Below are 256 nucleotides of genomic sequence, written 5' to 3'. Positions count from 1 at the left end.
CCGTAGCCCAGCGCCGTGACAGCCGCCGTGCCTCGGAAGTCCCGGCCGGCGCCGTCCGGATCGTCCCCCGAGCGGCCCACCACGATGAGCTCGCGGAAGACGAAATCGCCTTTGGCGACCGGCATCGCGGTATTGAAGGTGATCGGAGCGCCAAAGACGTAGCCGCTCGCGATTCCGAGCCCGAGCGCCAGGAGCCCCTTGAACGGCCACGCCTCACTGTTTGCGCTTTTCACCGCCATCGGATCCTCCTGGAATC

The 256-nt window shown here is 67.2% G+C and carries 1 pseudogene; it reads right to left on the bottom strand.

Annotated elements, in window-relative coordinates:
• Positions 1–239 (bottom strand): annotated as a pseudogene (locus ACTFO6_RS19125) (hypothetical protein); the annotation flags it as partial.
• Positions 240–256 lie beyond the last annotated feature (17 nt).

The sequence above is a fragment of the Pelomicrobium sp. G1 genome (genome assembly GCF_051905455.1).
Classification (GTDB): Bacteria; Pseudomonadota; Gammaproteobacteria; order Burkholderiales; family UBA6910; genus Pelomicrobium.
The sequence above is the reverse complement of the archived record's forward strand: the minus strand, read 5'-3'. Positions and strand labels throughout refer to the sequence as shown.